Here is a 22,235-nt window from a genome sequence, read left to right as displayed (position 1 = left end):
TCCGTTTAATCCGCTCGATCCGTGTTCCCTTAAATTAACGAACCCCAGCATATGACCCTTACGATTCGCGATAACCTGAAAGAAACGTATCCTGATGTCTATACCGCCGAAGCGCTCGCGGCCCTTTCGGCCCTGGCCCCTTTCAACCAACGCATCAAAACCGCCATGGCCGAGCGACTCAAACGGCGGACTGATCGGCAGCAGCATCAAAACCGCATCACTTTTCTCGATCCGGAAAGTCTGATCCCTGGTACCGGTGTTAAGGTGCAGGATGCCCGCGACGGTAATTTTGAAGGCTCGGTTATTCCGGCCGATCTCCAACGGCAGTGGATTCAGGGAACGGGACCGGCCGCCAAGCCCAATGCGCCCGTTGAAAACAGCATCCGAAACGTTGCTTACGCGCTGCTTTCGGGGGCCGATGGCTGGATGTTCGACGGGGAGGATGCGCTCGGGCAAATCACCACCATGTCCCTCGACAACCAGCGCAACCTCAAACTCGCCATTCACAAAGACCCGGTTTTTCTGAACGTGGCCGAACAGGTTGCCCAGGAAATGAACCGCTGGTCGAAGCCGTTTCTGGGTCGGGACATTGTGACGGATTGGGAAAACCAACTGAATTTTACCACCAAAATCTTCCGGGCGCGGGGCCTGCACCTCGACGACCGGCACATCCGCGACGCCGACGGTACGGCCCTGGCCGCTTCGATTGTCGATGCGACGTTGTATGTCGTGAACAATTATCAGGCGTTGCAAAAAGCCGGATCGTCCATCGTGCTGTACTTGCCCAAAATTCAAACCGCCGGGGAAGCCGCCGTCTGGAACGACCTGCTCAACGCGCTGGAAAGCCAGATTGGATTGTCTGCCGGAACCATCAAAGTCTACATGCTGGTCGAGCAACTGGAAGCGACGCACCAGTTGATGGAAATCCGGGCGGCTCTGGGCAGGCATTTCGTGGGCTACAATACCGGTCGCTGGGATTATATCAACAGCGTTTCGGATGCGATGGCGTGGGATAAGTCCTTCATCAATCCCAACATCGAAGCCATTACGATGACGTATGGCTACATGCGTAACTACGAAGACCGGGTTCGGCGGGCCGTCAATACGCCCGATCGCAACGGTCATTTTGCCCTGTGGCAGGGCGGCATGGAACCCAACATTCCGGTCGGTTCCGAAGCGGGGGTTTCGGCCAGCATGCAGAAAGCCGTGGCCGGAGCTGAACGGGAACAGCGCGAAGGAGCCAGCGGCAAATGGGTGGCGCACTGGAAAATGGTGCACATCGTCCGACCGGTTTGGGAAAAAGTGGGCAAGGCCAATCAGTTGGGGCGCGAATTTCCTCGGCTGACGTATACGCAGTCGGACGCCGACGGCCTGATTTTAATCGAACCGGCACCGACCGACATTCGGGGGGCGCGCAACCTGGTGAGTGTGGCCCTGCAATACGGCAACGCGTTCGGGCAGGGCATGCAGGCGGCCGCGCTGAAACCGGCGGATTTTTTCGGCAACGACGATATTCTGTACCTGATGGAAGACATGGCGACGGGCGAAATCCGGCTGAGTATTCTCTGGGAATGGATTCACAAAGGGGCGGTTTTGACGGAAGATGATCCCGAAACCAGCACCAAAGCCGGGACGGTTTTCTCACCAGAATTATACCAGAAGCTGGTTTCTGAAGAATACGAAAAGCTGTTGAAAGCCGCCAGTAAGGATGTCTACGAATCCTCAAAAACGACGACCTTGCCGATCGCGCTCGAGATCGCGAATGTTTATACGCTGAGCGACGTAAAACCGCCCTGGTTCATCGACCTGCTGAACATCAACCTCAACAACCTGGATCTGGATGTGGCGAAAAAGCGGATTCAACTGTATATGAACACACTGGCAGAGGACGGGAAACGAATCACCGAAAATTTAGACTTTGTAGCGACGAGTCCGTATGTTTAGGGGCGGTTTTAGAAAGCATTGGTCTGCCGTAAAAACCACCATCAGCAAACGACGATTCCATGAGTTCGCAGAAATTACGGGAAGATGCGCTGCATTATCACGCCAAAGGACGTCCGGGAAAAATTGAGGTTGTCCCGACCAAAGAAACGTTAAATCAACGGGATCTGTCGCTCGCCTACTCCCCCGGCGTTGCCGAACCGTGTCTGGAAATTGCCAGTTTTCCCGAGAAAATATACGATTACACAACCAAAGGCAATCTGGTGGCGGTGATCACCAACGGCACGGCGGTATTGGGTCTGGGTGATATTGGCCCCGGCGCGTCCAAACCGGTCATGGAAGGAAAATGTCTACTGTTTAAAATCTATGCGGACATCGACGCCTTCGATATTGAGCTGAATACCACCAACATCGACGAGTTTGTCCGGACCGTAAAAATCTTAGAACCCACCTTTGGCGGAGTCAATCTGGAAGACATTGCCGCTCCGGCCTGCTTCGAAATTGAGGAGCGGCTCCGCAAGGAACTGACGATTCCGGTCATGCACGACGACCAGCACGGCACGGCCATCACCAGCGCAGCGGCTTTGCTCAATGCGCTGACCATTTCCGGTAAAGAAATCAGTGAAATTAAGCTGGCCGTCAACGGCGCGGGCGCGGCTGCCATCGCCTGCCTGGATTTGTACGTGGCGCTGGGCGTAAAAAAAGAAAATATTACGGTTTTTGACAAAGACGGACTCCTGCACCCCGCCCGCACGAATCTGGTTCCGAATCAATACAAGTACGTCCGGGATCAACTCCCCGACGGCTGGGCGCTGGCCGACGCCATGCGGGGCGCCGATGTTTTTCTGGGGCTGTCGATTGGCAAAGTCGTTAGCCAGGAGATGGTTAAATCGATGGCGAAGGATTGCATCGTGTTCGCGATGGCGAACCCCACGCCGGAGATTTCGTATGAGGAAGCGGTGGAAGTCCGGCCCGACATCATCATGGCCACGGGCCGGTCTGACTATCCCAATCAGGTCAATAATGTGCTGGGCTTCCCCTATATTTTTCGGGGGGCGCTGGACGTTCGGGCCACGGCCATCAACGAAGCCATGAAGCTGGCGGCTGTTCGGGCGCTGGCGGATCTGGCGAAAAAGACGGTTCCGGAAATTGTCAACATGACCTACGGCCAACAGAATCTGTCGTTCGGCAGGCAGTATATTTTGCCCAAACCGACCGACCCCCGGCTGCTGACCACCGTTGCGCCCGCCGTGGCCAAAGCCGCGATGGAATCGGGCGTTGCCCGCAAGCTAATTACGGATTGGGAAGAATACCGGTCGCAATTGTCCCACCGCATCGGCCTGGACAACTCGCTGATTCGGGGCATTATCAACCAGGCGAAACGGGCACCCAAACGGGTTGTGTTCACGGATGGCGAAAATCTGACGGTGCTCCGGGCGGTTCAGGAAGTGATCGAACAGAAAATTGCCGTGCCGATTCTGTTGGGAAATGCGACCAAAATCAACCGCATGATCCGGGAAAATAAACTGGAAATCGAGCGGGTTACGATCCTGGATCCCCGGTCGCGGAAGCAGGAAAAAACCGTTCTGGAATACGCCGAAGTGCTGTATGAAAAACGCAAACGGAAAGGGCTGACCTTTGTCGATGCGAAGGGATTGATGCTCCACCGCAATTATTACGGCGCGGTGATGGTGGAGGTCGGGGCCGCCGATGTGTTGATTTCGGGTTTGACGCGCAATTATCCCCAAACATTGCGCCCGGCGTTACAGGTGATCGGACCGCAGGAAGGCATCAACAAAATTTTGGGGATGTATATCTTAATGAGTCGTTTTGGTCCGATTTTTCTGGCCGACACCACCGTCAACATCAGCCCGACGGCCGAGGAACTGGTGGAAATTGCCGAGATCACGGCCAACGAAGTTAAAAGGCTCAATGTCGAACCCCGCATTGCGTTTCTATCTTATTCGACGTTCGGCAGCGCCGGTGGAGAAGATGCCCTGAAAATGCAGAAAGCCGTCAAAATTCTTCAGCAAAAACGCCCGGATTTGATCGTCGACGGCGAAATGCAGGCTCACCTGCCATTCAGTTTAAACTTGTTGAAGGAATCCTATCCGTTCTCACCGCTGGCGAAATTGGGAGCCAACACGCTGATCTTCCCCAACCTGTCGTCGTCCAACATCGCGTATAACCTGCTGAAAGAAATCGCCCAGATCGAGAAAATCGGGCCGGTTTTGATGGGACTGAAAAAGCCCATTCACGTCCTGCAACTCGGGAGTACGGTGCGGGAAATTTTCAACATGGTGGCGGTGGCGGTGGTCGATCGGTGATGGAATTTACAACGGCCGATACGTCATCAGCCAGTCGTCGCCAACGCGTTCGGTGTCGGCCAACCGCCCCCGAATCAGGGGAGTTGCCAGCCCATCGCCCAGAATTTTCGGACTTTTAAACACGCGCGCTTCATCCCAAAGCCCCTGATTCAGAAAACTTTCCAGCAAAGCCGCGCCCCCTTCCACAATCACCGACTGGATTTTTTGCCGGAATACATCGGCGATGAGTTGCGGGAGAAAAGGAGTTTCAGGGTCTAGCGGAATGTAGTTTGCCCGGCCATCGGGTTCGTCTTTTGGCAAAACCGTATACACCAGCGTTTGCTGCGAACCGTCGAAAAGATGCAGCGAAGGCGGTAATTGCAAGTGCTTATCGATGACGATCCGAACGGGATTTCGGCCGCTCCAGAGCCGGGCGTTCAACTGCGGATTGTCGTGCCGGGCGGTATTGGTTCCCACCAGAATCGCGTCTTCCTCGGTTCGCCATTTGTGCACCAGTTGCCGCGACAATGTCCCGCTAATCGGCATGGGACGAAGATCAGCCGGGGCCATAAAACCGTCGGCGGTTTCGGCCCATTTCAGAATCAGATACGGGCGTTGCTGCTCGATGAATGTAAAAAACCGCCGGTTCAGTTGACGGCCCTGTTCGGCCAGAAGCCCCGTTTCGACTTCGATACCGGCCGCCCGTAGTTTCGCCAGTCCTTTACCCGCCACCAGCGGATTGGGGTCGTCATTGCAAACGATGACTTTTTTCACTCTTTTTGCAATCAATAAATCGGCACAGGGGGGCGTTTTTCCATAATGTGAACAGGGTTCCAGCGTGACATACACCGTCGATTCCGGCAGCAACGACTCATCGGCCACCGACCGCACAGCATTAACTTCGGCGTGGGGTCCGCCGTATTGCCGGTGCCAGCCTTCGCCAATGATGTGCTGGTGATGAACAATTACGCAGCCCACCATCGGATTCGGGCTGACGTGGCCCCGGCCCAGTTTCGCCAGTTCCAGGGCGCGGGACATGAATAGCGAGTCGTCGATCAACGGTTTTTAGTTACAGTTTATATACTTAAACGTAAAGAAATCAGGAAAATCCTTACAATCTGTTTCGCGAAGGTTTAGATTTACGCAAATTTTACGTCCGCATGAGTACAGCCAAGTCGTTATTTGATTCGCTGGTGGGGCAGTTGGAAGGCTACCGCCCGGAAGAAGCCCGCGCTATCGTGTTTTTATTGCTGGAACATTACCTCCTGCTCCGCCGAACCGACGTCGTAGCCGGTAAACCGATCCCAACCAATCCTCCTCAACCCGACTGGGCGGAACTCGTCCGGCGGCTCAACAGCCACGAACCCGTTCAGCACCTCATTGGCACAACCGAGTTTTGCGGACTGGAGTTTCAGGTGTCGCCGGCGGTTTTGATTCCCCGCCCCGAAACCGAAGAACTGATCCGGCTCATCGTCCGGGATTATGCCGAAACCACCGGCCAACTGAACCTGATCGACATCGGAACCGGCAGCGGCTGCATCGCCGTCACCCTGGCCCGGTTTCTGCCGCAGGCATCGGTAGTAGCCTGGGATCTGTCGGCCGAGGCCCTGGAAGTGGCCCGATTGAATGCCCGAACGTTGCTGGCGGACGTGGAATTTGAACAACGTGACATTCTAAATGTCGGCGAAGAAAACCGCCGGTTCGAGTGCGTGGTCAGCAATCCGCCTTACGTCACGCTGTCGGAAGCCGAACACATGGAAACGAATGTTTTACGATATGAGCCCCATCTGGCGTTATTTGTAGAAGACCAGGATCCGTTGCTGTTTTACAAGGCCGTCGCCGATTTTGGGCAGCAACACCTGATTACCGGTGGCGCCTGTTACGTCGAAATCAACGAGCGGTTTGGCCCCCAGACGCAACAGGTTTTCGAAGAACGTGGCTACCATAATGTGCAGATTTTCAAGGATATTCACGGCAAAGAACGATTTGTAAAAGCGGTTAAATGACATCAGCAGACATCACCTATCATTCCAAAATCCGTCAGGTATTCGACGAAATGAGCAAGGTCGTTGTGGGACAGCAGGCGCTCCTCAACCGGCTGCTGATCGGCCTGTTTACGGGCGGCCATATTTTACTGGAAGGCGTTCCCGGCCTGGCCAAAACACTGACAATCAATACACTGGCAAAGGCTTTACAGCTCGATTTTCAGCGAATTCAGTTCACGCCCGATCTGCTGCCGGCCGATCTGGTCGGCACGATGATTTTCAATCAGAAATCGGGCGAGTTCGAAGTGAAGCAGGGACCGGTTTTTGCCAACCTGATTCTGGCCGACGAAGTCAACCGTTCGCCCGCCAAAGTGCAATCGGCCCTGCTGGAAGCCATGCAGGAAAAACAGGTGACGATTGGCGAGGAAACGTTTATTCTTGACAAACCTTTTCTGGTACTGGCGACGCAAAACCCGGTGGAGCAGGAAGGCACGTATCCGCTGCCGGAAGCCCAGATTGACCGGTTTATGATGAAGGTTTTTGTGGGCTACCTCTCGAAAGACGAAGAACTGGAGGTCATGCGCCGGATGTCGAACCTGAATTTTGACTACGAAGTGCAGCCGGTTCTGGACAAGGAAGATATTTTCGCGATCAAGAACGAAATCAACAAAATTACCATCTCGGAAACCCTCGAACGGTACATCATCGAGCTGGTGTTTGCTACCCGCCGACCGCTCGACTACAACCTCCGCGACGAAGCCCGGTATATCCAGTACGGCGTGTCGCCCCGCGCCAGCATCAACCTCAACCGGGCCGCCAAAGCCCTCGCCTACTTCGACCAGCGCGATTATGTGTTGCCCGAAGACATCAAGGAAGTGGCGCCCGACGTGTTCAACCACCGGATTCTGCTCAACTACGAAGCCGAAGCCGACGGCGTGACCACCTTGCAGATCATCGATTCGATTCTGCGGAAAGTGGCGATTGGACGGTAGAAGCACCTTCTACCTAAAATTTTTGTTAATTAGGAGTAAAAACAAAAAACATGACAGCGATTCACCTAAAAGAACGCGTACGAAATGGCGGAATTTTCGTTCCTCTTTCGCCCGAACTGGACAACCAGGAGGTGGAAATTGATGTCATTGTGCGTCCGGTTCTTCCCCTGACTTCCTCAACGTCTTCTCAAACCGCCCAGGCTTTTTTTGATAAAGTAACGGTTCGCTCGACGGAAGACTTCGACGCTTATGACCAGTAAGCGAATTATGCTGGACAGTTCTCTATTGGTCGAAAAAGCAAAACGCACCCGCGTTGAATTATTTGACATATTGATGCAGCGCAATGAATACGAAAAATGCATTTGTTCACCGGTACTGAGTGAATTCACCTTTCACTTATTGGCTATTGAAGGCGGTAAAGCACCCCGAACGTTGAAAGAAAATCGCCTGATACCGGCTCTTTTAACGGCTAATCCTCCAGATATTTTATTGCATTTATTCACTCTTTTGCCTGACAGTTCACAGACCATTTCGATTTATATTGATTTAATGATTAAGTACAATTTACTCCCTAATGATGCGTTGATCTTGTCGGCCTGCCTTTTACACAACATCCCTTATTTAGCCAGCTACGATCAGACTGATTTTGAAAAAGCTTGTGCCGGAGAAGGAGTGATACTAATTTCTGACTTTTCGGATTTAAATTAACCCGCTTTATTATTCCCCTGAACCGCTTTCTAAATAGGCTCACCCAAAAAATATCCCTCAGTGTAGTACCATTTGTTGAGTTTAAGAAAAAACACGCCTTCCGGCCAGTTTCGCGTAGAAAACCGGTCAGAGCAATAGTTAAACCGATGGCGTGACCACCTTGCAGATTATCGATTCGATTCTGCGGAAAGTGGCGATTGGGCGGTAAAAACGCATTTTACACGTATCCTTACCATTGCTGAATGACTATACCGAGCTGCGTATCGGTTAACGCGAATTCTTTTGCTCCCCAGGGTCGAAGGGTGACTTTGTTGAGATTGGGATGCAGGAACTCCGGATGGGTAGAGGCTATCTGCTGGTAAACCGCTTCGATATCATCGGTTACCAATCTAAATTCAGGGTTATGTTCCCCGGCCAACTCCGCATTTTGAAAAAGGTTGATGCGCAAACCGTCTTTTTCAATGACGCAAAATGGCCTGCTGGTGTTTAGCTCATCATGCTCAATCCTGAATTCAAGACAATTGACAAATAATTTCAGGGCCTCCGTAATGTCGGTGTAAAATACATTCGGCACAAGTCTGGTAAATTTCATGGCAGTCGTGGTGTTGGGTTTACGGTAGAGTCAGAAGGCTGCCCGAAGGTGAGGAGATTCGTATCAGGGTCTAACACCGAAAATTCCTTTTGTCCCCACGCTTTTGCCTGTAAAGGCCCCGCCGGATGGATGCTCACGTTTCGATCCAGCAGCGACTGGTATAAGGAATCAATGGCATCCGTTCGGATATAGACCTGGCCGTAGTTTTCGGCGGGATCGAGGTCGCGGAACGCAAAAAAATGAATTTCGACCGCGTCTCTCCGTACCATCAGGTAGTCTGGAAAATCGGTCTGCCCAACTTCCTGAAAGCCCAGTTGGTTCAGGTAAAAGTCTTTGGTGACGCGCTTGTTTCGCATCGGTAATTTGGGGTGAATGGCGGTCAGCATTGGATCGGTAGAGTATCGATGAGGCAAACTTAAGAAACCGGGTTTGATTTTACACTTGATTCAAATCAAGAAAGGCCCCGCGCCAGTCGCTCCCTGACCCGACTCAGCGTTTCGGGCGTCATTTTCAGATAAGCCGCAATCATTTTCAGCGGAAACCGGTGCAGCAGCTGGGGTTGATAATCAAGCACATATTGATATTTCTGAACCGGTGTCAGATTTTGATCGAAGAAACGAATCCGATCCGTGCCCTGATTGAGCAGGCTGCCCAATTGCAGAAATACCGGTGACAGCGCGATGAGTTCATGAATCACCTGAATCGTCAATTCGAGCACAATACCATCCGAATAAGCCTGGATGGTGTAGGCGGAAGGCGTCTGGGTAACAAAACTTTGGTGATTAAAAAACCACTGCCCGGGCAGGTGCAAATCAATGATTACCGGCTCCTCGCCGTTGTTGCTGACCTGGTAGAAAGCACCTTCCAGGCTACAATAAATTGTCTGGCAAATGGTTCCTGCGGCCAGCAGAATGGTATCTTTGTCTACGAACCGGCGATGCACGCGATGGGCCACCATTCGAACCTGCTCAGGGCTGAACGTGCCGATTGGAGTGAGCCTTTGCGCTACGGTCGAGATCCATTCTTCCGCCATGGGCTTGTTTACGACTTATGAAGCAACCGGAATGGTCGCCCGGATGCCGCTTTCTAATGCTTAACCCGTGCTGGTACAATCCAGCTTACTCGTTTACCGCTTTCCGAATCGCTTCTCCCCAAAATACGCCCAAAGTAGCCGCTCCTTTTTCGTTGGGATGCAGAAAAAATGTCCCCTGCTGACCGGTTTCATGTTGAAAGTCGGTCAGGTAATGCGTTTTGAAGTAGTTGAAACCCTGCATATCACCGAGCTTTACCTGCCCTGGATGGGTTGTTGTATACGACGTAATCAGCGCATCGATTTCCGGAAAATACGTCTGCAAGCGATCCAGGCCCTCCTGTAAATACTTCGAACGGTTGTAGGTGGTTGGGCTGTACCAGATCGGTCGGTGGAAAACCAGCTTGCAACCGGGATAGGCCGACAGTAAGCTATCGGCAATGGTTTTCAGGTTGGCGCGGTAGGATTCCGGCGAAACCGGTGCGCCGTTGGGGCCTTGCATGGCGCTGTCATTTGTGCCCAGAATGATAGAAAACACCAGCTGACTCGTCGGGTCATTCTTGAATACATCGGCCGCCTGTATCACTTTTCCAAACGCTTTGTTGGTCGCAGGCAGAAAATCGACGGTGGTAAAACCGCCCACACCCTGATTCGAAAACGCGACCTGATCGATTCCCGCCTGTTGTTTCAAATACGCCATAGCCAAAACCGGTGGCGCGTCGGTCTGCCGGTTTTTCAATCCGGCCCCGGCCGTAATGCTGTTGCCAATGAAAACAATGGTTAGTTTCCGAGCCGGGAAGTTAACGATGCCGGACGCCGTAAAAATGCCCGCAGCAACCCGTTTTTGGTACAAATCAGCAAGCGTTGGCTTCGTTCGCAGCCGATCCCATTCTTCCAAAGCCGCGGTAATAACCGGTATCCAACGCTGCTGGCCTTCCCGGTTCAGGTGCAAACCGTCGGGCATAAAAAGTTGATCCCGGTCTTTGCCATCCGTCAGCGGAACGACATCGATGTAGTACAGTCCGTCCAGCTGGCCAGCCAGTTTTTTGATTTGATGGTTAAACCGGTCGCCCTGTTTTCGGAATTTTTGCCGGGCCGGTGAATGCCGGTTTGCGACGAAATACACTTCCGCCAGCGGGTTTGATTGCCAAAGCCGGGCCAGAAACGTTTTGAAGTTTTTGACCACGGTTTCGGGATCGTCGCCACCCGCCAGATCGTTGCCGCCACAGGAAAAAACGACGCGAGCGGGGCGGTGTGGCAGAATGATCCGGTCCATCACCCGCACCACATCCGGAATGGTGGCTCCGCCGAAGCCCCGGTTGACGGGACTGAATTTGCTAAAATCCTGCTCCAGCGTTGGGGCCCAAAGCCGCCAGGTGGAGCTGCCGACGAAGAACGTCGAGCCGGGAACTGGTGGATCATTAACCGACTTGGTTTCATAGGCGTTAATCTCCGACTCGAAACGGGGTTCCTGGGCCAATACGCGGTTTGCGGCAGAAGCCCAAACGAAACATAACAGGAGTAAAAAGAAAGCAGAGAGGCTTTTCAGTCGGTTTTCCTTCATTTCAATAAGCAATACGTCTGGGCTTGAAAGTCGCCAAGCGGCTGATCTTACTTATGAAATGCCCCCGTTTTCAGGGATCGATTTAAAACTGAAAATAGATAAACTGGTTCGAGGTGAAAACGCCAAACAGGTACGACAGAAAACAAATGAGCGGAAACAGAACGAAGAACAGGCCGGTATTGCGGGTCGGAATCGTCAGGTAAAACTTCTCTTTCAGGAATAAAACCGCCACCAATGCTACACAAAACCAGAGTTCGGTGGCATTGAAAGGCGTACTGAGTGGCCCGTCGAAGGGCGAGAAAACGATTTTGCCCAGAATGTGAAAGGCATTGCCGACCGGCGCTTTGTGGTTGCGGAAGAACACCCACGTCAGCATGACCAGCACAAAGGTTAAAATAAGTTGCAGCAGTTGATAGGCCTTGTTTTCTTCCGGCAATTTGATGCCCAACTGATTGAATGCCTTGTCGCGCCAGCCCGCCAGGAGTTGGTAAGCGCCGTGCAACCCACCCCAGATGATGTAATTCCAACTGGCTCCATGCCATAAACCGCTGACCAGAAACACGATAAAAACGTTCAAATACCGCCGTGACGGACTAACGCGGTTGCCGCCCAGCGGGATGTAGAGATAATCACGAAACCAGGTGGAAAGGGAAATGTGCCAGCGTCGCCAGAATTCGGTGATCGAGCGGGAAAAATACGGTGTTTTGAAGTTTTCCATCAAGGTGAACCCCATCGTTCGGGCGGCTCCGATGGCGATGTCAGAGTAGCCCGAAAAATCGCAGTAAATCTGGATCGTAAAGGCCAGCGTGGCCACCAGCAGCGTCAGGCCGTTTTGTTGCGTGGGGTTGTTGTAGGCATGGCTGACAAGTTCCGCCATCCGGTCGGCAATGACCACCTTTTTGAAAAAACCGAACGCCATTTGCATCAGACCGGCTTTCAAATTCTCGAAGCTGAAATGAAAATGCGTATGAAACTGGTGCAGAACATTCTGCGGACGTTCGATGGGACCGGCCACCAGTTGCGGATAAAACATCACATACAGCGCATAAATCCCGAAATGGCGCTCCGCTTTCTGATTGCCCCGGTACACCTCGATGGTGTAGCTCATGGCCTGAAAAGTGTGGAATGACAGCCCAATGGGCAAAATTGAATCGACAATGCTGAACGAGGTGGTATTTGGCTGACCGAACAGCGTCAGCACTTTATTGAGCAAACTGATGGCTTTCCGGTTGACGAGCTGGGCCGGGCCATCTAGGTTGAGCTGGTCGAGTAGCCAGACGACGCTATCCGTGAAAAATCCAAAATATTTAAAAAACGCCAGAATACCGATGTTGGAAATCAGACTGATGATCAGCAGCCATTTTCGGGAAGAACCGGGTTTGGTGCGCTCCAGCCAAATACCGGCGTAATAGTCAATAACGATGGTCAGAAACAGAATCAGGATGTACGTCGGCTTGAAGACCATGTAGAAATAACAACTGGCCAACAGCAACAATACCCACCGTCCGCGCCACGGCAGACTGTAGTAGGCCAGCGTTACGACGATAAAAAACAATAAAAACTGGAGCGAATTAAATAACATTAAGACGTTAGAGTAGAGACAAGAGACAAAAGATCAGGAGTTTAGTATCTCTTCTCTCTTGTCTTATATCCATGATCAAACTTGTCGTTCTTTCTTTCGGATGATTTCCCGGACGATGTACAGGGGGCGGCCTTTGCTCTGGAAGAAAATCCGCAGCACATATTCGCCGATTAATCCCAAACCGATCAACTGAATACCGCCGAAAAGAATGATGGTAAACAGCAATGCCGTAAATCCTTGCGGTACACCACCGAAGAAATATTTTTTGATGAGTGTCTGAATAAAATACAAAACCGCAATCCCGATGGAAATCATGCCCAGGTTGGTCACGAATTTGATGGGGAATTCGCTGAAATTGAAAATACCGTTATAGGCCAGCCGGCGGAGCATTTTAAACGTATATTTTGCTTCTCCGGCCACGCGGGCATCGCGCTCGTATTCCACACCGATTTGCTTGAAACCGATCCAGCTGCGCATCCCGCGAATGAAGCGGCTTTCTTCGGGCATCTGGTTCAGCACGTTGGTAACCCGGCGGCTGATGAGCGAAAAATCACCGCTATCGAGCGGAATATCGACGTAGGAAATGGATTTCATGAAGCGGTAGAACAGAAAATAGGCCATCTTCTTGAAAACGCCTTCTTTCCGCTTCTTCCGCACGGCATAAACAACATCGTACCCTTCCTGAAATTTGGCGTAGAATTCGTCCAGCAATTCGGGGGGGTCCTGGAGGTCGCCGTCGATGATAAACAGGGCTTCCGTTGCCTTTGCGGCTGCCATACCGGCCGTCAGAGCAATCTGGTGGCCGTAGTTCCGGGCCAGAAAAACGCAGTGATAGCGGTCGTCGGTCAACGCCAGCTGTTGCATCAGTTGCGCCGTATTGTCGCGACTGCCGTCGTCGATCAACACGACTTCAATGGCGAGCGACGAGCTGTCCATTAAGGCATTAAGCCGTGAAACGAGGTGTGGAAACGATTCCCGTTCGTTGTAAAGCGGTGCGACGATAGAAATTTGTGGTTCGGACAAGGTCACTGATATTGGTTCATAAGCAGGCCGTAAAATTACATTATTTATTTGGCAGACGATTCATCCCCTTTTATTAAACGGCTCTCCGATCTAAATTTTGAGCAGGTTAGCTGGCAAAAATCTTACTGAATGCTCAATTTCTGATCTGAAAACCGTACGGGCGTTTCGGCGGGAGCGGCCACAAAACCCAACCGATAGGTTCCCGGTGGCAACGCGTTTTTGAGTACCGACGCCTGAATGCCGATCACATTCTGCCGGTTTGCGTAGAACCGACTCCAGACGAATGGCGCATTGGACGGAAACAAATAGGTTTGCTGATCGGACCGGGCCACCAGGCAAATGCGCCGGGTTTCGGCGGGCAGATACCAGTCCGGGCTTTGGATTAGGTAATGATCCGGAAATTCGGTGACGGTTATTTTCAGTGAGGGGTCCGGATTGACGGGCGCTGTGCGAAACTGGCTTTCGAAAGGCGAATAAAAAGCCGTTGGATACTGGTATATCCCCGTCCGAACCGCTTGGTCCATCATGTCTTTGGCCAGTCTGGCAAAAGGCGTCCCGAGCGTTGCTCCCAGCCCGATTCCGTTGTATTTCTGGTTAAAGGCCTGCGCCTGCAAAGCCTGGTTTTTCTGGGCCACGCGCGGCCAAAACCGCCCATACGATACCGCCCAGATCATTCCGCCAAAGATCACTCCGATCTGAAGCCACCGGAATTGACCCACCCCGGAGCGGGTCTGGTTAAGCAGCGACAAATACAAAAGGCTAACCAGCAAGGCCGGATAAATCATGTAGTTGCTGACTAACATCACATCGTACCCAAAACGCGGGCGCAGGATGGCAACTACGGCCGCATTGACAAAAAGCAGGGCGTAGGCTCCGATGAAGAAATACTGTTGCCGGGAAAAAGTTGAGGAGCGCGGCTGCGGGCTGGTCCGCAGGAACGTAAGAACCATCGGTTTCAGAACCACAAAAACACCGGCACCGACTATAAAGCCAAAAAGGGTTGGCAAAATGCTCCGCCGGAAAATGGGAGCATCCGGAAAAAAGTCGAACAAACCGCCAATGAACGTGAAGAAGCCTAAAAAAACGATATGCGGATTGTGAAGCAAAAAGGACAGGCTACTTTCGTTGCCCTGCGGACTGGCGTAATCGTGAAAATAAAAAAGAATAGCCCCCACGCTGATGCCGATCCAAATCCCCAGCCTGGCGTATTGCCTTTGGGCAACCAGTATGGCTCCACCGGCGATCCAACCGAATAAGCCGTTGCCCATTGAGAATGAAGCCAGTAGTTGAATCAGGATGGCCAAACCGAACCGTCCGCCCGTGCCGGAGGCCAGCCAATACAAAGCCGTCAGCATAAAAAACAATACCGCTTCGTGCTGAAGAGCCGTAATGGCCCAGACGCTGGTTCCGTAATATTGGGGTTGTAATAAAATGAGCAAAACCGGCAGGAAGTACAGGGCTGGCAACGCCGACCGGCGAAAAACACGGTAGAGAACCGCCACCATTCCCAGCAGACACAGGAAGGCCACGCCGATCAACCAGCGGAAATTGAGTGTACCCGTCAGGGAATAGAGGCTAACGGTGGTCAGTTTGGCAAACAGAATCCGGTGTTCATTATTCGGTCGCAGCAATTCCGCCCATTTTTCGGTGAGTGTGTCCGCCCGCAGGTACGTCAGCAAAAAGCCAACAAAAGCTTCCAGATCATCGAACCAGGGAATATTGACGGAATAAATAAACACAAAAAGAGCAAAACAGACGATTGGTATCGCCATCAGCACGGGCGAAAGGCGCCAGATCCACCTCCATTTTGTTGTTTTAGAGTAGCCTGCCGGTACGGTAACCATACGATGTGAATCTAAATAATGCGTTCAATAAGCAGGGAAAGCGGTTAGGAATCAGACGCTTTTATAAGTTCGGTAGATTTTGTATAACTCGATCGGCATACGGAACATGTACGATAATTTGACGCGGGAATCGCTCTGTTCGGTCCATTCTTTCAGGGGCATTTCGGCGATTTTGTCGGTTACCTTATCCCGGCCAAACTGCCGGATCAGGCGGGCCACAATCTCGACGTCAAAGAGCCAGGGACTGATGAAAGGTTCAGTAAAAGCCGCCGGAATAACAGCCCGCCGGAAGAGCTTGGCGCCACATTGGGAGTCATACAGCGGCAGTTTTAAAATAAGGCTGATAAACGTAGCAATAACTCGACCGATGTAATGCCGCTGGATGTTCCGTCGAATGGTGGTGCCCAGGTATTGAATCCGGGAGCCCATGACCATATCCCGCTCCTGATTTTGGTCCAGATAAGCAACCAGATCATTTATCGCTTCCAGCGGAGTGGCCAGATCGGCGTCGAAGTACCCTAAATAATCGACGGATGTTTGCTGATTTTGTAGCATTCCAGCCCGTACGCCCGCAGCTTTGCCCTGGTTTTTTTTCAGATGAATGACGTCCATTTGTGCCGGATTGCGCTGCACAAACTGGGTCAGTACAGCCAGCGTTTGATCCTGGCTGCCGTCATCGACGAAACAAAACCGGATGTTCGGATGGAGCTGCTGGAAGTTCAGAAACGCGTCGGTGGGCAGCCGGCTGGCTTCATTATAACAGGGAATGATAATGCAAACGGTGGACATGGATATTACGGCTTTTTCGCCGTTAACGAGTCCAAAATAACTACTTTTTTTCCATAATACCCAGCCTGACAGCGGTTCCACCAGTGCTTCATATCAGACGGATGGATGTCACCAATGAATATACTGGGGGGCATGGCTCTTAAAACCGGCAAACGGACGGTTGTGAGCGTTGGATCGTTTAAAACCTTTTGCCGATCGGTCATTTCACGGTCGTAAGCAGCCGCCCGGCCTGATACTAAATCACCATAAATCTGATGCAACGGAACACTTTTGTAAACACTATAGGCAACCCAAACGGCGGCAATACCGGCTATTAAGGCGAGTGGAATTGCTCCCCAACCGCTTCCCAATCCGTTCCAGCGGTTGGAGAACACGACCAAAACGGTTAGATTATAAAACCAGCCCAGCAGAAAAAAGGTGTACACGACGTTCATCACGCGGGGAGCGGGGCCAACGCCAATGCCGTAATACGACGGAAAAATTAAAGCACCCAATAGCCCGATCCAGGCAATCAGGGCCAGCAGGGGATGGATCGTAAAAAGACGCCGGGTTGGATGGCTGGAATTGGCCAGCCGCTGAGCCAGTGGAAGCCACAGGACGCCCAGTATCAATACCGGTGTTTTAACAAACCAGCCGACCATCTCTTTGGCCAGATACTCGAAAGCCGAACGAGTCGAAAACAGCAAATCGCCCCCGTTCGGATTCCCTCCCATGCGAATGGCATTTCCCGGCGCGCGGAACAACAGCCAGCCTGAAAAAAACGCCATGAGTAATAAACCCAGGAGAAACACGTCGATTCGTCGTTGGAAAAGCAGTTGATAAGCCAGCAGTCCGCCCAGAAACAGGATCATCCAGACCAGGCTTGTTTCACTCGAGCCAACGATTGCAAAGACCAGAAAAGCCGCCCAAATGGCGGTCAGAGCCTTTAAAGGTTGTTTCTGAATGGTATACCAACGAAGTATGACGGCAATCAGGTAAAAAGACAGAATGGTCGGGACGGTATAACACGCCACCGCGGCCAGCCAGAAAAAACCTTCGACCGGGCTGGGCAACATCAAAACATACAGGAAAAATAGCAGGCCGACCGCTACCCAGCGCATTCGGGCGGAAACCGTTGGCACCAATTCGCTGATCATCGTATACAAAGCTCCGATCCAGGCCAGGGCAAACAGGGCCGGCAAAAACCGGTAAGCACCGTACCATCGCCACACCAGCGGACTCGAATGAACGATTAAGTTAGAAAAATAGCGCCCCGACCAGCCATCGTAATACAATTTTTGAGCCTGCCAGACGCCATAATGAACGGCGGTATCGGCGAAACAATAGTCATCGACCGCGGACGGATGGTTATAAAAAGAAAGAATCAGCAGCGGCAGTAAGGCGAAACCAAATAAGAGCAGGGCAACGACATTGAGCAGCGAATAGAAAAGTGTACTGGTTTGTTTCATTCGATCAATAGTTATCTTAACGATCAGCAGTTTAGCTAGCTCCGTTTCCCAGCTCAATCGGCGTGGCTGGTGCTTTCTGCCGATTCAAGGCCGGATAAATCAGCACGGCGATCAAAATAATGAGTGTTCCCATATAAAAACCGGTCGTCATGCGTTCGCGGTCGCCAAAAAACAACCAGGCCAGCGTAATTCCGTATACCGGTTCCAGGTTTACGGTCAGATTCACGGCAAATGCCGAAAACTTCCGCATCAACCACACGGAAGCCGAATAGGCATAAACCGTACAGACAAATGCCAGAATCGAAATCCAGAGCCAATCCATAGGCTCCGGCCACAAGGTTGACGGTTTTTCCAAACCCAATGCCAAATATAACCCCAGAAATAGCAGTGAACCACCAAAAGCACCCGACATTTCGTAAAAGGTAATCGTCAGGGCTGGATACCGTCGCGTAAACTGGCTGTTGATGATGGTAAATATGGACGCCAGCATGGCCGAGAAAACCGCCATCAACAAGCCCGCAGCCCGGTCAATTTCAAAACGGAAGATGAGGTACAAACCCGCCATGACCACCAGACCGAGGATGACCTCGACGGCCCGCAATCGTCTCCGAAAAAAAAGAGGTTCCAGCAGACTGGTCCACAACGATCCGGTAGCCATTCCGGCCAGACAAACGGAGACGTTGGCCATCCGGGCGGCTTCGAAAAAAAGTGCCCAGTGCAGCGCAATTACCAGCCCCGTTGTCAGCAGTTTCAGGCGGTCGGCGGGCGAAACCGGCACCATTTTCTTCCGGGCATACAGCAAAATTCCCAATCCCAGAGCCGCCAGCAGGGTACGGTAAACCACCAGCATGACGGGCGATACGGAAATCAGGACGCCCAGAATGGCCGTAAAGCCCCAGATCAGGACTAGAAAGTGCAAATGCAGATAATCGGTAGTGGTCGGGCGGTTCATACATATCCACGGTGGAACGGCCGATGCCGCCTTAGTCCGCGTTTTTAACTTATCCAGAATTTTACACGCTGGCAAAAATCAGAAAAACACGCACGCAAGTGCCTGTAAGTCAATGGATTACCTCGGAATCGTGTGGTATAGAATCACGCCAATGGCCGTAAAAATGATATTTGGCAACCAGACCGCCACGATCGGATTCAGATTGCCCGATTCGGCAATTCCTTTTGCCAGCATGAAAAAAAGCAGGTAAACGAATGCCAGAACGAACCCCAGCGCCACCTGCCAGCCCACACCCCGGCGACTTTTCCGGGCCGACATGATCACCCCGATGGCCGCCAGAATAATGATGGCAAAAGGGCGGGTTTGCCGGGAGTATTTTTCCAGCAGGTAGGTTTCAACCCCGTCGGCTCCGCGGCTACTCAGCAGACTGATGTAGTTATCGAGTTCGGGAAATGTAAACGTTTCGTAGAGGCTAAAATCGCTGTCAAAGTCCGACGGATACAGGTTCAGCAAGGTGTCTACTTTGGTTCCGTGCGTGAGCACCTCCTGCAAGCCGTTGATGGTCCGCACGTTGTAGTCATACACTGTCCATTTCTTCTTTTCGGGGCTCCATTCGATGCGGTCGCCCGCCATTTTTTGCAGCAGCTGATTGCCCTTTACCTTTTCAAGAGTGAACTTATAGCCCGTATTGCTCTGATTATTATAGCTTTCCAGATAGGCATACACATTGGGTGCCACCTTGATGTGAATATTGCGGCCCGAGTACGTGTACGGATCTTTGGTGTATTTTAATTCAAAGGCAATCCGGGTCTGGTTGGCTTTGGGAACCACCCAACCCACCAGAAAATAGGTAGCGACGCTCAGAATGAGCGCACCCATTCCGTAGGGCACCAGCAACCGGACAAAACTCATTCCGCTGCTCAACATGGCAATGATTTCTGATTTGGCCGCCAGCCGGGAGGTCATGAAAACGGTGGCAATGAAAACCATAAGCGGGCTGATGTAGTTGGCCCAGTACGGAATGAAGTTGAGGTAATAATCAAACAGGATTTTGTCGCCGGGCGCCTTGTGCTTATAAAAATCGTCTACTTTTTCGGTGTAGTCGACCACGCACACGATCAGCACGATGACCATCACGACAAAGAGGTATGTCAACAAAAACCGCTTTAGAATATACCAATCGAGGAGTTTCATGAATTGTAGTTAGAGCCAGCCAGACCAACGTCTAGTTGACCAATAAATTCCGGGCCACTTCATTACTGACAAACAACGTTTTTTGGTGGTTAATCTGTACAGAAACGGATTTATCAAATGCGTTGACATCCTGAACGAGCACCCGGCAACCGAGGTTCAACCCGGTTTTATCGAGGTGTTGCAAAAATTCCGGCGAATGTTCCAGTACGCCCATCACCTGCACTTCGGCACCCACCGTCACCTCCGACAATTTGGTGTATTCGACGGTTGGCATCTGCCCCGCCGGCGTAGGAATCGGATCGCCGTGGGGATCAAACTGCGGATAGCCCAGAAAGGCGTCCAGTTTCCTAACCAGCTCTTCCGAACGAATGTGTTCCAGTTCTTCGGCCATCTCATGCACTTCATCCCAGCCGAAGCCCAGCTTCTCGGCCAGAAACACTTCCCAGATCCGATGCCGCCGAATTACTTTTAAGGCCAGCCGTTCGCCTTCTTCCGTGAGCCGTACGCCCTGGTATTTTTTATAATGAATCAGTTGTTTTTCCGCCAGCTTCCGCAGCATGTCCGACACCGAAGCCGCCTTTGTGGCCGTCATTTCGGCTAGTGAATTGGTCGTAACCTCCCCTTCCTGACGGGCAGCCAGGTAATAAATCGTTTTTAGATAATTTTCTTCCGTGAATGAATGCATAGACGCAGGACGGAATTCAATCCCTCCAATCTCTTTCTACTAAGACGCAGAATGTCAGTGGGTACAGACCCCTGTTTTTTTCTACCCGCAAATTTAGATTTTTATTACCGTTCAAAAAATTTTTAGACTAGTCTAAATTTTTATTTAGAAACATTTGATATATTTGTTGAGTTAATACGAAAGAATAAAATTGTAGCTGTCTAACGCTATGATAACGCAAGAACCTACTTCTACAATGGCACAGGGATGGAAGTCCGAAAATGTAGCGAAATCATTACCTGAAGTTCACGCCAGTATTCCCGTTTCGGAAACCGGTCCTTTCTTCAAGCGGCTGCTGGCTTTTGCCGGTCCGGGCTTGATGGTGGCCGTTGGCTACATGGATCCCGGCAACTGGGCCACCGACATCGCCGGGGGATCACGTTTTGGCTATACTTTGCTATCCGTCATATTGATTTCCAACCTGTTTGCGATGCTCCTGCAACACCTTTCGCTCAAATTGGGGATTGCAACGGGCCGCGATCTGGCTCAGGCCTGCCGTGATCACTTCAGCCGTCCGGTTTCGATTGCGCTCTGGTTTTTGTGTGAAATTGCCATTGCCGCCTGCGATCTGGCGGAAGTAATCGGGTCGGCACTGGCCCTGAATCTGCTGTTTGGCATCCCGCTCTCGGTTGGCGTCTGCATTACCGCACTGGATGTGTTGCTGCTGCTGTATCTGCAAAACAAAGGTTTTCGCTGGCTCGAAAGCATCGTTGGCGCACTGATTTTTCTCATTCTGCTCTGCTTTGTCTACGAAATTATCCTTTCCAGACCCGAAATTGCCGCTGTTTTGGGTGGCCTTGTTCCGCAAAAAGAAGTGATTACCAATCCCGATATGCTCTACATCGCCATCGGGATTCTGGGCGCAACCGTTATGCCCCACAACCTGTATCTGCATTCCAGCATTGTTCAAACCCGTAATTTTGCCCAAACCGACAGCGGTCGCCGAAATGCCATCAAGTTTGCCACCATTGATTCCACGTTGTCTTTGTTTCTGGCTTTTTTTATCAATGCGGCCATTCTGATTCTATCAGCCGCAGCCTTTCATTCTTCCGGCAATCATCAGGTCGCTGACATCACCGATGCCCACCGCCTGCTCGACCCCCTGCTGGGTGCCACGCTGGCCAGTGTCATATTTGCGGTAGCGCTGCTGGCGTCGGGCCAGAATTCGACGCTAACCGGAACGCTGGCGGGTCAGATCGTCATGGAAGGTTTTCTAAACATCCGGCTGAAACCGTGGCTGCGCCGACTCATCACCCGGCTGATTGCCATTGTACCGGCTTTGATCGTCACCATTCTGTACGGCGAGCATGGCACCTCGGAGTTGCTGGTTTTCAGTCAGGTAGTTCTGTCGGTCCAACTGAGTTTTGCCGTGGTGCCGCTGGTGATGTTCACGAGTGACAAATTGAAAATGGGAGCCTTCGTCAATCCCCGCTGGATGACTATTTTAAGTTGGGGCGTTGCCGGATTGATTATTATTCTGAACGTAGTTTTGCTGGCGGGAACGATTTAATGGAGAAAACCGGGATTTAAAATAAACAAAAGAGGAAAGAAAGCGGTCTTA

20 protein-coding genes are annotated in these 22,235 nt (G+C 51.7%); 7 read left to right on the top strand and 13 right to left on the bottom strand.

Features of this window, described 5'->3' with window-relative positions:
- Nucleotides 1-51: 51 nt before the first annotated feature.
- Together EHT87_RS22880 and EHT87_RS22875 are read left to right on the top strand one after the other, a co-directional pair.
- A complete protein-coding gene (locus EHT87_RS22880) occupies nt 52-1,944 on the top strand; it encodes an aldolase/citrate lyase/malate synthase family protein (RefSeq protein ID WP_124909007.1) in 1,893 nt (630 codons plus the stop codon).
- Between the two features lie 59 nt (nt 1,945-2,003).
- Entirely contained in the window at nt 2,004-4,268 is a 2,265-nt protein-coding gene (locus EHT87_RS22875) for an NADP-dependent malic enzyme (RefSeq protein ID WP_124909006.1), read from the top strand.
- A 6-nt stretch (nt 4,269-4,274) separates the two neighbouring features.
- Here the strand turns inward: EHT87_RS22875 and ribD are convergent, their stop codons facing one another.
- A complete protein-coding gene (gene ribD, locus EHT87_RS22870) occupies nt 4,275-5,285 on the bottom strand; it encodes a bifunctional diaminohydroxyphosphoribosylaminopyrimidine deaminase/5-amino-6-(5-phosphoribosylamino)uracil reductase RibD (RefSeq protein ID WP_124909005.1) in 1,011 nt (336 codons plus the stop codon).
- Between the two features lie 122 nt (nt 5,286-5,407).
- Here ribD and prmC point away from each other — a divergent pair, with 122 nt between their 5' ends.
- The 4 genes from prmC to EHT87_RS22850 are packed head-to-tail and all read left to right on the top strand — an operon-like array spanning nt 5,408 to nt 7,932.
- On the top strand, nt 5,408-6,253 hold the full coding sequence (gene prmC / locus EHT87_RS22865) for a peptide chain release factor N(5)-glutamine methyltransferase (RefSeq protein WP_124909004.1): 846 nt from the start codon (nt 5,408-5,410) through the stop codon (nt 6,251-6,253).
- Entirely contained in the window at nt 6,250-7,224 is a 975-nt protein-coding gene (locus tag EHT87_RS22860; RefSeq protein ID WP_124909003.1) for an AAA family ATPase, read from the top strand. The genes prmC and EHT87_RS22860 overlap by 4 nt, the downstream gene beginning before the upstream one ends.
- Before the next feature lie 50 nt (nt 7,225-7,274).
- Nucleotides 7,275-7,484, top strand: coding sequence for a hypothetical protein (locus EHT87_RS22855; RefSeq protein WP_124909002.1), 210 nt, complete (start codon nt 7,275-7,277; stop codon nt 7,482-7,484).
- Nucleotides 7,485-7,491: 7 nt separating this feature from the next.
- Complete coding sequence (locus EHT87_RS22850) at nt 7,492-7,932, top strand: PIN domain-containing protein (RefSeq protein WP_229321286.1); 441 nt, start codon at nt 7,492-7,494, stop codon at nt 7,930-7,932.
- Nucleotides 7,933-8,161: 229 nt separating this feature from the next.
- Here EHT87_RS22850 and EHT87_RS22845 read toward each other — a convergent pair whose 3' ends face one another.
- The 12 genes from EHT87_RS22845 to EHT87_RS22790 all read right to left on the bottom strand — a co-directional run bounded on the left by EHT87_RS22845 (nt 8,162) and on the right by EHT87_RS22790 (nt 20,635).
- Nucleotides 8,162-8,524, bottom strand: a complete 363-nt coding sequence (locus EHT87_RS22845) for a VOC family protein (RefSeq protein ID WP_124909000.1) — start codon at nt 8,522-8,524, stop codon at nt 8,162-8,164.
- Complete coding sequence (locus EHT87_RS22840; RefSeq protein WP_229321285.1) at nt 8,521-8,937, bottom strand: bleomycin resistance protein; 417 nt, start codon at nt 8,935-8,937, stop codon at nt 8,521-8,523. The genes EHT87_RS22845 and EHT87_RS22840 overlap by 4 nt, the downstream gene beginning before the upstream one ends.
- A 38-nt stretch (nt 8,938-8,975) precedes the next feature.
- Entirely contained in the window at nt 8,976-9,557 is a 582-nt protein-coding gene (locus EHT87_RS22835; protein WP_124908998.1) for a Crp/Fnr family transcriptional regulator, read from the bottom strand.
- A gap of 85 nt (nt 9,558-9,642) precedes the next feature.
- Entirely contained in the window at nt 9,643-11,118 is a 1,476-nt protein-coding gene (locus EHT87_RS31530) for a GDSL-type esterase/lipase family protein (RefSeq protein ID WP_124908997.1), read from the bottom strand.
- 82 nt (nt 11,119-11,200) lie between these two features.
- The gene (locus EHT87_RS22825; protein ID WP_124908996.1) at nt 11,201-12,700 is read right to left on the bottom strand and encodes an MBOAT family O-acyltransferase; all 1,500 of its coding nucleotides are present in this window, start codon (nt 12,698-12,700) and stop codon (nt 11,201-11,203) included.
- 75 nt (nt 12,701-12,775) lie between these two features.
- Complete coding sequence (locus tag EHT87_RS22820) at nt 12,776-13,723, bottom strand: glycosyltransferase family 2 protein (protein WP_124908995.1); 948 nt, start codon at nt 13,721-13,723, stop codon at nt 12,776-12,778.
- A gap of 122 nt (nt 13,724-13,845) precedes the next feature.
- Nucleotides 13,846-15,495: a hypothetical protein gene (locus EHT87_RS22815; protein WP_229321283.1), complete on the bottom strand. Its 1,650-nt coding sequence runs from the start codon at nt 15,493-15,495 to the stop codon at nt 13,846-13,848.
- Nucleotides 15,496-15,618: 123 nt separating this feature from the next.
- Complete coding sequence (locus tag EHT87_RS22810) at nt 15,619-16,356, bottom strand: glycosyltransferase (protein WP_124908994.1); 738 nt, start codon at nt 16,354-16,356, stop codon at nt 15,619-15,621.
- Nucleotides 16,357-16,361: 5 nt separating this feature from the next.
- Nucleotides 16,362-17,804: a DUF6056 family protein gene (locus EHT87_RS22805; RefSeq protein WP_124908993.1), complete on the bottom strand. Its 1,443-nt coding sequence runs from the start codon at nt 17,802-17,804 to the stop codon at nt 16,362-16,364.
- A gap of 31 nt (nt 17,805-17,835) precedes the next feature.
- Complete coding sequence (locus EHT87_RS22800) at nt 17,836-18,756, bottom strand: DMT family transporter (protein WP_124908992.1); 921 nt, start codon at nt 18,754-18,756, stop codon at nt 17,836-17,838.
- Between the two features lie 117 nt (nt 18,757-18,873).
- Complete coding sequence (locus tag EHT87_RS22795) at nt 18,874-19,950, bottom strand: LptF/LptG family permease (RefSeq protein ID WP_124908991.1); 1,077 nt, start codon at nt 19,948-19,950, stop codon at nt 18,874-18,876.
- A gap of 31 nt (nt 19,951-19,981) precedes the next feature.
- A complete protein-coding gene (locus EHT87_RS22790; RefSeq protein WP_124908990.1) occupies nt 19,982-20,635 on the bottom strand; it encodes a metal-dependent transcriptional regulator in 654 nt (217 codons plus the stop codon).
- Between the two features lie 208 nt (nt 20,636-20,843).
- Here EHT87_RS22790 and EHT87_RS22785 point away from each other — a divergent pair, with 208 nt between their 5' ends.
- Nucleotides 20,844-22,184: an Nramp family divalent metal transporter gene (locus EHT87_RS22785; RefSeq protein ID WP_124908989.1), complete on the top strand. Its 1,341-nt coding sequence runs from the start codon at nt 20,844-20,846 to the stop codon at nt 22,182-22,184.
- The last annotated feature ends 51 nt before the right edge of the window (nt 22,185-22,235 follow it).

The sequence above is a fragment of the Larkinella knui genome (assembly GCF_003858645.1).
Lineage (GTDB): Bacteria > Bacteroidota > Bacteroidia > Cytophagales > Spirosomataceae > Larkinella > Larkinella knui.
The sequence above is the reverse complement of the archived record's forward strand: the minus strand, read 5'-3'. Positions and strand labels throughout refer to the sequence as shown.

What these genes read in the sequence shown, in the direction of transcription:
- EHT87_RS22880 (WP_124909007.1), top strand. Translation starts at nt 52, where the DNA reads ATGACCCTTACGATTCGCGATAACCTGAAAGAAACGTATCCTGATGTC.
- EHT87_RS22875 (WP_124909006.1), top strand. Translation starts at nt 2,004, where the DNA reads ATGAGTTCGCAGAAATTACGGGAAGATGCGCTGCATTATCACGCCAAA.
- ribD (WP_124909005.1), bottom strand. Translation starts at nt 5,285, where the DNA reads ATGTCCCGCGCCCTGGAACTGGCGAAACTGGGCCGGGGCCACGTCAGC.
- prmC (WP_124909004.1), top strand. Translation starts at nt 5,408, where the DNA reads ATGAGTACAGCCAAGTCGTTATTTGATTCGCTGGTGGGGCAGTTGGAA.
- EHT87_RS22860 (WP_124909003.1), top strand. Translation starts at nt 6,250, where the DNA reads ATGACATCAGCAGACATCACCTATCATTCCAAAATCCGTCAGGTATTC.
- EHT87_RS22855 (WP_124909002.1), top strand. Translation starts at nt 7,275, where the DNA reads ATGACAGCGATTCACCTAAAAGAACGCGTACGAAATGGCGGAATTTTC.
- EHT87_RS22850 (WP_229321286.1), top strand. Translation starts at nt 7,492, where the DNA reads ATGCTGGACAGTTCTCTATTGGTCGAAAAAGCAAAACGCACCCGCGTT.
- EHT87_RS22845 (WP_124909000.1), bottom strand. Translation starts at nt 8,524, where the DNA reads ATGAAATTTACCAGACTTGTGCCGAATGTATTTTACACCGACATTACG.
- EHT87_RS22835 (WP_124908998.1), bottom strand. Translation starts at nt 9,557, where the DNA reads ATGGCGGAAGAATGGATCTCGACCGTAGCGCAAAGGCTCACTCCAATC.
- EHT87_RS31530 (WP_124908997.1), bottom strand. Translation starts at nt 11,118, where the DNA reads ATGAAGGAAAACCGACTGAAAAGCCTCTCTGCTTTCTTTTTACTCCTG.
- EHT87_RS22825 (WP_124908996.1), bottom strand. Translation starts at nt 12,700, where the DNA reads ATGTTATTTAATTCGCTCCAGTTTTTATTGTTTTTTATCGTCGTAACG.
- EHT87_RS22815 (WP_229321283.1), bottom strand. Translation starts at nt 15,495, where the DNA reads ATGGCGATACCAATCGTCTGTTTTGCTCTTTTTGTGTTTATTTATTCC.
- EHT87_RS22810 (WP_124908994.1), bottom strand. Translation starts at nt 16,356, where the DNA reads ATGTCCACCGTTTGCATTATCATTCCCTGTTATAATGAAGCCAGCCGG.
- EHT87_RS22805 (WP_124908993.1), bottom strand. Translation starts at nt 17,804, where the DNA reads ATGAAACAAACCAGTACACTTTTCTATTCGCTGCTCAATGTCGTTGCC.
- EHT87_RS22800 (WP_124908992.1), bottom strand. Translation starts at nt 18,756, where the DNA reads ATGAACCGCCCGACCACTACCGATTATCTGCATTTGCACTTTCTAGTC.
- EHT87_RS22795 (WP_124908991.1), bottom strand. Translation starts at nt 19,950, where the DNA reads ATGAAACTCCTCGATTGGTATATTCTAAAGCGGTTTTTGTTGACATAC.
- EHT87_RS22790 (WP_124908990.1), bottom strand. Translation starts at nt 20,635, where the DNA reads ATGCATTCATTCACGGAAGAAAATTATCTAAAAACGATTTATTACCTG.
- EHT87_RS22785 (WP_124908989.1), top strand. Translation starts at nt 20,844, where the DNA reads ATGATAACGCAAGAACCTACTTCTACAATGGCACAGGGATGGAAGTCC.